The organism is Lyngbya sp. CCY1209 (assembly GCF_035615495.1).
Classification (GTDB): Bacteria; Cyanobacteriota; Cyanobacteriia; order Cyanobacteriales; family Microcoleaceae; genus Limnospira.
Map to the genome: position 1 here is coordinate 1 of NZ_JAJENU010000494.1, position 9384 is coordinate 9384.

General features: G+C 53.2%; 7 protein-coding genes. 4 read left to right on the top strand and 3 right to left on the bottom strand.

Features of this window, described 5'->3' with window-relative positions; genetic code table 11:
- Positions 1-88 precede the first annotated feature (88 nt).
- Positions 89-2149 carry a thioredoxin domain-containing protein gene (locus LKE08_RS15375; RefSeq protein ID WP_324705120.1) on the bottom strand — a complete coding sequence of 687 codons (2061 nt, stop codon included), beginning with the start codon at positions 2147-2149 and terminating at the stop codon, positions 89-91.
- A gap of 198 nt (positions 2150-2347) precedes the next feature.
- On the opposite strand from LKE08_RS15375, the gene LKE08_RS15380 reads away from it, so the two are divergent.
- Complete coding sequence (locus LKE08_RS15380) at positions 2348-3916, top strand: hypothetical protein (RefSeq protein WP_324705121.1); 1569 nt, start codon at positions 2348-2350, stop codon at positions 3914-3916.
- 12 nt (positions 3917-3928) lie between these two features.
- On the opposite strand, the gene LKE08_RS15385 is transcribed toward LKE08_RS15380, so the two are convergent.
- Positions 3929-5056 carry an AAA family ATPase gene (locus LKE08_RS15385; RefSeq protein ID WP_324705122.1) on the bottom strand — a complete coding sequence of 376 codons (1128 nt, stop codon included), beginning with the start codon at positions 5054-5056 and terminating at the stop codon, positions 3929-3931.
- A 266-nt stretch (positions 5057-5322) separates the two neighbouring features.
- Here LKE08_RS15385 and LKE08_RS15390 point away from each other — a divergent pair, with 266 nt between their 5' ends.
- Positions 5323-5826, top strand: a complete 504-nt coding sequence (locus LKE08_RS15390; RefSeq protein WP_375341434.1) for a 2TM domain-containing protein — start codon at positions 5323-5325, stop codon at positions 5824-5826.
- 95 nt (positions 5827-5921) lie between these two features.
- On the opposite strand, the gene cobS is transcribed toward LKE08_RS15390, so the two are convergent.
- Complete coding sequence (gene cobS, locus LKE08_RS15395; protein ID WP_324705124.1) at positions 5922-6728, bottom strand: adenosylcobinamide-GDP ribazoletransferase; 807 nt, start codon at positions 6726-6728, stop codon at positions 5922-5924.
- Positions 6729-7485: 757 nt separating this feature from the next.
- Between cobS and LKE08_RS15400 the strand changes: the two genes are divergently transcribed.
- Both LKE08_RS15400 and tgt read left to right on the top strand, forming a co-directional pair.
- Positions 7486-7935, top strand: a complete 450-nt coding sequence (locus LKE08_RS15400) for a hypothetical protein (RefSeq protein WP_324705125.1) — start codon at positions 7486-7488, stop codon at positions 7933-7935.
- A gap of 101 nt (positions 7936-8036) precedes the next feature.
- Positions 8037-9203, top strand: a complete 1167-nt coding sequence (gene tgt / locus LKE08_RS15405) for a tRNA guanosine(34) transglycosylase Tgt (protein ID WP_324705126.1) — start codon at positions 8037-8039, stop codon at positions 9201-9203.
- Positions 9204-9384: the final 181 nt, after the last annotated feature.

Sequence of the window (9384 nt, forward strand, 5' to 3'; positions counted from 1 at the left end):
TCCACCATTATCTCCCTTAAGAAGGGAGACTTTGAATCAATTCTCCCCCCTTATTAAGGGGGGCTGGGGGGGATCTCCAAAAACCAGTTTACGCCCGGGTCAAACTTTCCCGCAACTGTTCCAACATTTCCGCCTCGGAACTGGCGGGTTTTTTACACTTCAAACCCTGGCAGACCAAAGCCACGGCATTTTCCGGCAAATTGCCATCAATTTTGAGAATAGCCACCGGCAAATACTGGCGATTTAACTTGGCAATTTCCGCCGCTTTTGCGCGAACCAAGGTATTATTACGATACCAGTCCAACGCCACAAACAGACTCGGGCCGGCTTGGGGTGCCTTTTCCATGATGCTGGCGAAGGCTTTCAAACCCGCTTCCGCCCGATCCAAATAGGCGAGCTCTTCTTTTAATAAGAATAACCGCACCAAATTGGCGATCGCAATCCCGTTTGCCGAGGGCGTGGCATTGTCCATGTAACTCCGTTCCCGGACGAGTAGGGTTTCCCCCACGTCCGCCGCCGTGTTGAAATAGCCGCCCATTTCCACACTCCAGAGATACTCGTCAAATTCACGCTGAACTTTGACCGCATTTTCCAGCCAAAATTCCGCCAATTCCGGATTTTCAAAACTGGCTTGATGCAGGTCGATCAGGGCTTTGATAAACAGGGCGTAATCCTCCGACTGTGCCAAAACCGCCGGTTCGCCGTCGTAGTTGACCCGGTGAAAGCGATCGCCCACCCACTGGCAATCCAAAATAAACCGGGCGGCGGTCGCTGCCAATTCCAAATACTCGGAATTATCGAAAACGGTCGCCGCCTTCGCCAACCCGGAAATCATCAAACTGTTCCACGCGGCGATCATTTTCGTATCGGTGACGGCGGGGATGCGACCGGGCCAATCCGTTTCCTTGGCTTCTTGGTTATTGCGGGCGGGGGGGAAGGTTTTCACCTCCTCCGGCGGGGCACCGTAGCGGACGGCGAACAGTTTCGCCAGGGCCGATTCCAAGGTGTCGCCGAGGCGATCGCAATTCCACCGTTGCAGGACATTTTTACCCTCAAAATTGCCGGATTTTGTGATGGTAAACTGGGCTTGCAATTCTCCCAATTCTTCCGCCGTCAAAAACGTTTCCAACTCCTTGTGCGTCCAGACGTAAAACGCCCCCTCTTCCGGTTCCTTATCCTCGGGAGTGATAAAACTATCAGCATCTTGGGCGGCGTAAAAATAGCCCTCCGGCGCCCTCATCTCCCGCTTCAACCAGGAAACCGTCCCGGCGATCGCCCGTTCAAAGGCGGGTTCTTGTAGGCCAGATCGCCACAAATCCGACAAAAATTCCACGATTTGCCCGTTATCGTAGAGCATTTTTTCAAAGTGGGGAACCGTCCAAGTCGGATCGACAGTGTAGCGGTGAAATCCCCCGGCAACGTGGTCGTAAATTCCTCCCGTCGCCAAATCTTTTCCCCGGCGAATGCAGGCTTCCTTTGCGTCGGATTCGGACTCGAATTGAAACCGCGTCCCCCGCAACGCCATGTCCGCGTAGGGAATCATTGGAAATCGGGGGCCGCCGAAGTTGTTGCGGCCGATAATTCCGGTATTGATCTCCAATCCTTTTTTGAGGAGATCTTCGCTCAATTCGGAACTCGGTAAAACGGCGGACTGTTGCAGTTGGGTGATGATTTCGCCTTTCACCGTTTCGAGTTTATTTTTTTCGCGATCGTAAAAATCCCGGATCGCTTTCAACAAGTCCAAAAAACCGGGGCGTCCGTAGCGGGGTTCCACGGGAAAATAGGTTCCGCCGTAAAACGGGATGCGATCGTCGGGGGAGAGAAAGACGTTCAGCGGCCATCCCCCCTGGCCCGTCATCATCTGCAACGCCTGCATATAAATGCTATCGACTTCCGGGCGTTCTTCGCGATCGACTTTGATGGGGACGAAATTGGCGTTCATGTAGTCCGCGATCGCCGGTTCGGAAAAAGCCTCCCCCTCCATCACCGTGCACCAGTGGCAACTCGAATAGCCAATCGAAAGGAAAATCGGCTTATCCTCCCGTTTCGCTTTCTCCAGGGCTTCCTCACACCACGGCCACCAGTCGATGGGGTTATCCGCGTGTTTGCGAAGGTAGAGGCTTTGGGACTGGGCGAGACGATTGGCCATAACAATACCTGATAATTACTCGAACTGAGTCCGTTTTTCACGTTCTCCAGTATAACGTCACCCGAGTAGAACAGGCTTCTGGCTTGTTAATCTCTCTATAATTTCACAGGCAGGATGCCTGTGCTACCTGATGAATTGACGCGAAGGGGGCTCTTCGTGATTTAATTAATATCGCTAACTTGAAACTATATAGCCCCAATGTCATTATCTCGGCGACAGTTCAATCGATATTCTCACCATTTTTTAATCGGTGCATTTCTGCCCTCGGCGTTGTCGAGTTTTTTGAAAGTTGATGTATCGGAAGAAAAAGTTCACGAAACGGTCAAAACTTTCTTCAAAAATTTAGATCCGGAAACGGAATTATTGATCCCGACTTATTTGGGCAATCCCCAGCGTCGATATTACGGGTGGGGCGTACCGACGGGGTTGAATGTCGCCCAAAAATTCCCTCTCGGAACGGGGGTGACTTATGTGGGGAAAACCCGCAAAGTTTGGAGCGGGGCGGGGTGGACGGGACAGCCGACAATTACCCGCGATCGCGGACGGACTTACTTGATTATCGGTTCCTACGATTACCATCTGAGAAAAATTGATTTTGAAACCAATGAAGAAGTCTGGAAATACAAATTTGATGACGTTATTAAAGGATCTTCTAGTGTCTACATCGATGAAACCGCCGACGAAGACAACCGCATCGTGATTTTGCAGGGCAGTCGGACGGGACGGCCCAAAGGCGGACTCGCCCCCAGTTTCCGGGCAATTTCATTCCGAACCGGGAAAGAATTGTGGAAATTGGATATTCGCAAAACCCTCAGTTACAGCCGGGACAATGACAGTTCCGCTTTGTATTTAGAAAATGGTATGATTTTCAATGCCGGAGAAAATGGCATCGGCTATTTTCTCGATTCTGCGGTTACTCAATCTCAGAAAAAATCGGGATTTTTGCAACCTAAAATTATCTCGGAAGTGCAGTTGTATGAAAAGAGCGATCGCGCCCGCCACGGAGGTAATTTGGTCTGCGAATCTTCTCCAGCAAGACTCGGCGATCGCCTGTTCGTTGCGGCCGGTTCTGGACATATTTACGGCATCGATATCAATACCCGAAAAATAAGTTGGGATTTCTTCACCGGTTCGGACTTGGATGGAACTGTCGCCGTTTCGCGATCGGGTCATCTTTTTTGTGCCATTGAAAAACAGTACATCCCCGGCCGCGGCGGGGCGATCAAACTCAATCCGGACAAGCCACCCGCCGAAAGTGTGGAATGGTTTTTACCCACCGGAAACGCCAAAGTTGGAAGCTGGCAAGGGGGAATTATCGGTTCGGTTTCTATCAACGATGAATACAATCCAGACAATTTTCCGCCCCTATTTGCCACCCATGCGATCGACGGTTATTTGTACGTCGGTTCCCAGGAGAAAACCACGGGCGATCGCGTCTCAGGGCCCTTAGGAAAAGGCTCTTATCATACCCCCGTCGTCCTCGCCAAACAGAAGATCGGGGCATCTATTTCCACCCCCATTTTTACCGACGGTTACAAACTGGTGACAGCCGGATATAACGGCGTTTATTTATTTCAGTTGAACTGGGAAAAAACCGCAGCGGGAGAATCAGACGCGATCGCCAATTCCCTCGGAGATTACTATCGCCTTAACCTGGAAGCGATCGGCCGTTTCAAACCGGGGATTTCCTTCGAGTCTACCCCCGTCGTCTGGGATGGAAACATCATCATCTGCAGCCGGGATGGGTGGTTGTATACTTTGAATTAAATCATGCTAGAATTAAATACCGGAAGGGACGGTGTGAGGCAGTGTCGCGTCGGCGATGCTCAAACCGCCTTCCAAGAGAATTTTGATGTCTTCAATCCTTGAAACCAGTTTGACTTCGGTTCCTTCCGGCGTGGGTATCATCAACAGCACTTCTTCGCCACCAATACCTCGATCTGACAGTAAATCCGCACTGTGGGTACTCAAAATAACTTGTCGTTTTTTGGGTTTCTGTAGGCGATGAATTAGGGCGGGTAGCTTGCTGACGATCGCCGCATTTAGGGAGAGTTCCGGTTCTTCTAATAATAACAGTGAATCAGATTCCAATAAAGACCACAACAAACCAATCAACCGCAATGTCCCGTCCGAAAATTGGTCTTCCCGCTGTTTCCCCGCATTCGGTCGCCAATGTTCGTAAATCGCCTCCAGGTGGGGAACGCCCATCTCGTCTTTTGTATCGGTGAGGTTTTTTAACTGCGGGACGGCAAATCTCAAAGCATCTTCAATTTTTCTGAGTCGCGATTTTCTGGTTTTTTCAGGGGTTTTTGCGACCCTTTCTAAAAAAGTCCTGCCAAAGGGATCTTCGGACAGACCGGGCATGGCAAAAGCTTCCGGATGACGCACCAATTGAGGAATCAGATGCAAATATAAAATCGATTCAAAAAAATTCGATATTTCTCTAAATTCCGCATTAGAATTAATTTGCTCCAGATAGGTTTGAGTCAGTCTCAATTCGTCTTGCAAGTCGTCAGAATTGGGACGGTCTAAAATTGTCTCACCTTTCCGCCAAACCGTTTCGTGGGAAATAACGGGTTGATTTTTTCCACCTTTTTTGATTTTGACACCCAACGAATATTTCCAGATCGGCGATTCACCATTCGATTCTGACAGGTGAATTTCGATTTCGACATTGGGATTTTGACGGGCGGAAAGGCTGCGAATTTTCGAGACTCCGCCCCGATCGCTCACCGCTTTCTGCAATCCTCCTCCCGGTTTTGCCAGATCTCGCAAAAATCTGAAGGCATCCAGAAAGTTAGATTTGCCGCAGGCATTAGGACCCACCACAAAAATGCGATCGCGCAAATCCACATCTACCAACCGAAAGTTTCGCCAATTCTTGAGAATAATATGAGAGATAATCATGGCATGATTGGGAATGTTCCGAATTTTAAATGTCGCCGTCGTCTAGAATGGGGAGGGACGAACAGAGCGGGTCGTTCCCCGATGCTTTCAATCTCTCAATCGACCCTCGTCCAACTCGGAAGCGATCGCCGACGGACTGTAAAATTATACCTGTCGCCGGGAGGAGTCAACACCAGTCGTAAAATCCGATCTCGGCCTCACTTACCCAATCTAGCCAAAACCCGGTACGATCGCAGTATGAGAAAATGTTTATGGGATACTCAACTATGGAAAATAGTTTGGAGACCAACCTCGCCCCCGCCCCCCTGCAACAGGAAGACGCCCAGCAAATCCTGCAAATCGCGATGGCCCGCCGCGAGGAAAGCGGAGAACTGACCCGGGACCAGTTGGCGGAAATGGCGATGGAATTGGGCATCAGCCCGGAAGATTTGCGGGCCGCAGAACTGGAGTGGCAGAGTCGCAAGGTAGAGTTGACGGAAAAACAGATGTTCGACCAACAACGTCGCCAAAAATTCCGTCAAGATTTGATCAAATATGCGATCGTCAACTCCTTCTTGCTGGTGCTCAATCTCGTCACCACCCAAGGCGTCGCCTTCGCCCTCACCATCGCCCTATTGTGGGGACTCGGACTGACGCTGCAGGGGTGGCGGACCTTCCAAACCGAGGGAGACGCCTACGAGAAAGCCTTCAGCCGGTGGCGGCTGAAAAAACAACTCGGCAGTTCCCTAGGCACGATCGCCGATCGCGTCCTCAAAGGAATGCAATCTTAAGAATTGCAGAATTTCGGGCGGGTGGGATCAAACAAAATCCCACCCTTTTTTTTAGGGAGTCGGGAATCGGGAGTCGGGAGTCGGATAATTAATTGTTAATTATTATTCCCTTCCAACGCCACCACCAGGCACAACAGCAGAGCCTCAGTCCACTCCACGACGGCGCCGTAGGTGTCTCCCGTATGTCCCCCCAGGCGATAATTGAGCCAGGTTCCGGTCAGAATAGCGATCGCACTGCCGCCGAGCATCAACCCCACCGCCACCAGCCAGCGGTCTGGGTGCAGCCAAATTTCCAAGCCACTCAACCCCGCCAGCAGCAGCACCGCCGGCAGCAAGTCGAAGGGGGAATAGGTGGAATCCTTGTGGAAGGCGCCCTTTCCCACGGCTTTCAGGTAGGGGTAGCGGGCGATCGCCACCAACTGTCCCCAGCGTCCCCAAGCAGCTACCCCCATCAAAATCAGCCATCGGGAGCGATCGAGGTCCGCCAAAGCCGCCGTTTTCAGCAGCAAAATCACCACCGCCGCGATCGCCCCAAAAGCCCCCGTCACGCTGTCCGCCATCACCTCCAACCGCCGCTGCGGGTCCGTCACCGCCAACCCGTCGGCCGTATCCATCGCCCCGTCCAGGTGCAGCCCCCCGGTAATTCCGACCCATCCCGCCACCACCAGGGCCGATCGCGTCAATACCGGACACCCGAGCAACTGCAAACCCGTGTCAGCCAATCCCAACAATCCCCCAATCGCCAACCCCAGCACCGGAGCCAGTCGGGCGATGCCCCGAAATTCCAGGGACCAAGAGACGGGGATCGGCAAACAGGTGTAGAATGCGACGGCGGCAGCGAGTGCCGCCCCCTGACGTTCGGCAAATTGGCGGAGCGATCGAAGCGGTTTGTCAAGACTCATAAAACCAAAATTAAATGTCGGCGAGATCTATAAATATTTTCTAGGTTATGCCAGAATTGAAATGAAAACCCGCCCGGATCTGATATCGGGCCGGGTCGCAGTTAGATGATTTCTCCGGTCTGACGGCATCAACTCGCCATGATCCGTCAATCCCATCCCGGCTCCGAATTGATCGGCTCAGTTCCCGAAAGGGCGAGTCTCATCGAATCTGAACTCGGATCGATCGCCCCCCGGCGTTTTAGTTTTGCTACAATTGTGGCGAACTCAGTTCACCTAGTATCGGCATCTCCAACCCGAAAATCATCCGGGAGTTTCTCACCTCAAGTCTTTCGGCCGGGGTGAAGCGGCAAGTGAAACGACTTGAACCGCCGTGTATAATTAGGACAAATCCACACAACTCGAAGATCCGTTCAGACCAGGGCTTAACATCCCCTGAAGGCAAATTGATTTGTCGGCAGCAAAGTGGGTCTGACGGCGAGATCATCAAAGAGTGGAAGAAAAAACAAAGATCACTTTTCGCTTTGTCCGATTGTTGAGAGGCATTTTGAACCGTACATCGGGGTCTGGTGGAGCGATTCTCGTCGGCTCATCCGAACGATCTGTCCCGTATTCCAACTTTTTAAATGTCCGGAATCGGGAATCTTCGCTCCTTGAGAAAGTTGTGGCGAATCATCAACCGGCGCGTCGTTTGCAGCGCGTCTAATGCTCTCATTTTTTTGTTTAGGGGAACCTATCATATTTCAGAGGCTATTACTCCATGAGTTATGACCAGCTAAATTACAGGGTGTCTGCTCCGTGCATAATCGATTCCGGCATCATCGTCAACAAGTGCGATATGCGACGATTGCTTGTCGATCTGGGTCGAGTCCGTTACATTCATATCCAGGACGGACAGGTTAAACGTCAGGGAGAAGGTTACGTTCTGGAGGTGTTTGCCGACCCGAAGCAGGCCACCCTCATCGCCAATCACGCCATTTATTTGAACGTGCACAGTTTCGACTGTCTGGAGTTGAAACAATCCTCGGAAGACGAAAGCTATTTCGATCTGGTCCAGGACGGACGCCTGCTGCGGTTGATTCCGCTGTCGAACCCCCTGCAAGAGCAGGCGGCGCGAAATTTGAACGCGGCGGCTTTGGATGCGGTCATGGATCAGGTACTATCGACAAACTGGGATACCCAAATGGATGACGACGACTGCCCCTTCTGAACGGAATGGGAGATCGGCCGTCGGCAGGCGATCGCGGCATCTCCAGACCGCGATTTCCCTCCTCCCCGGTTTCCCCGGCTTTGTTGTCCAATCAGCCCCAAATGTCGCAACCCTTCTCATTTCAAATCCAGGCCCGCTGCACCCAAACCCGAGCCCGAGCCGGGGTTTTTGAGACTCCCCACGGCCCGGTGGAAACCCCCCGCTTCATGCCGGTGGGGACGTTGGCGAATGTCAAAACCCTGACCCCGGCCCAACTGAAAGATACGGGCGCCCACATGGTACTCTCGAATACCTATCACCTGCACCTGCAACCGGGGGAGAAAATCGTGGCGGCCGCGGGGGGCCTGCACCGCTTCATGGGCTGGGACGGGCCGATGCTCACGGATTCCGGGGGCTTCCAGGTCTTCAGCCTCAGCGAAATGCGGACAGTGGCGGAAGCCGGCGTCACCTTCCGATCGCCCCACGACGGCGCCATCATCGAACTGTCCCCGGAACGCTCCATCCAGATTCAAAACGAATTGGGCGCCGACGTGATCATGGCCTTCGATGAATGTCCGCCCTACCCCGCCACCCGGGAAGAAGTCATCGCCGCCACCGATCGCACCTACCGGTGGCTGAAACGCTGCATCGAAGCCCACCGGCGGACGGATCAGGCTTTATTCGCGATCGTGCAGGGGGGGGTCTATCCCGACCTGCGACAGGACGCCGCCCGGAAATTAGTCGAGTTGGACCTGCCCGGTTATGCGATCGGCGGCGTCAGCGTCGGGGAACCCACAACCCTTATGGATAAAGTCGTTCGGGCGACGACGCCCATTTTGCCGGAACACAAACCCCGCTATTTGATGGGGGTGGGGACCTACCGGGAAATGGCCCAGGCGATCGCGGCGGGGGTGGACTTGTTCGACTGCGTGATTCCCACCCGCCTCGCCCGCCACGGCGCCGCCCTGGTAGCCGGGGAACGCTGGAATTTGAAAAACGCCCAATTTCGAGAAGATTTCGCCCCCCTCGACGACACTTGTCCCTGCTACGCCTGCCGAAATTTCACCCGAGCCTACATCGGCCACCTGGTGCGGGCCCAGGAAATCCTCGCCTACACCCTGTTGAGCATCCACAACGTCACCGAACTGGTCCGATTCACCACCCGCATCCGGGAGGCGATTTTGGGCGATCGCTTCCCCGCCGAGTTTGCCGGTTGGCTGGCTCCCGCCCCCCAGGCATCGGAGGGTGAGGAAACAGCCGCGATCGCCGACAATATTAAGAATGATTAAGCAAGGTGTGGGGGCTCCAGGAAGCTTCGGTAAGCAGAGGGAGCTCCAGGAAGCTTCGGTAAGCAGAGGAGGCTTCGGTAAGCAGAGGAGGCAGAGGAGGCAGAGGAGGCAGAGGCGACATCTTATATCAGATTCGTACAACCTCCCCAATCATCTTTAGATGATTTGAGCTATTAGCTTG

Coding starts and splice junctions, on each gene's coding strand:
- LKE08_RS15375 (WP_324705120.1), bottom strand. CDS start 2,149: ATGGCCAATCGTCTCGCCCAGTCCCAAAGCCTCTACCTTCGCAAACAC.
- LKE08_RS15380 (WP_324705121.1), top strand. CDS start 2,348: ATGTCATTATCTCGGCGACAGTTCAATCGATATTCTCACCATTTTTTA.
- LKE08_RS15385 (WP_324705122.1), bottom strand. CDS start 5,056: ATGATTATCTCTCATATTATTCTCAAGAATTGGCGAAACTTTCGGTTG.
- LKE08_RS15390 (WP_375341434.1), top strand. CDS start 5,323: ATGGAAAATAGTTTGGAGACCAACCTCGCCCCCGCCCCCCTGCAACAG.
- cobS (WP_324705124.1), bottom strand. CDS start 6,728: ATGAGTCTTGACAAACCGCTTCGATCGCTCCGCCAATTTGCCGAACGT.
- LKE08_RS15400 (WP_324705125.1), top strand. CDS start 7,486: ATGAGTTATGACCAGCTAAATTACAGGGTGTCTGCTCCGTGCATAATC.
- tgt (WP_324705126.1), top strand. CDS start 8,037: ATGTCGCAACCCTTCTCATTTCAAATCCAGGCCCGCTGCACCCAAACC.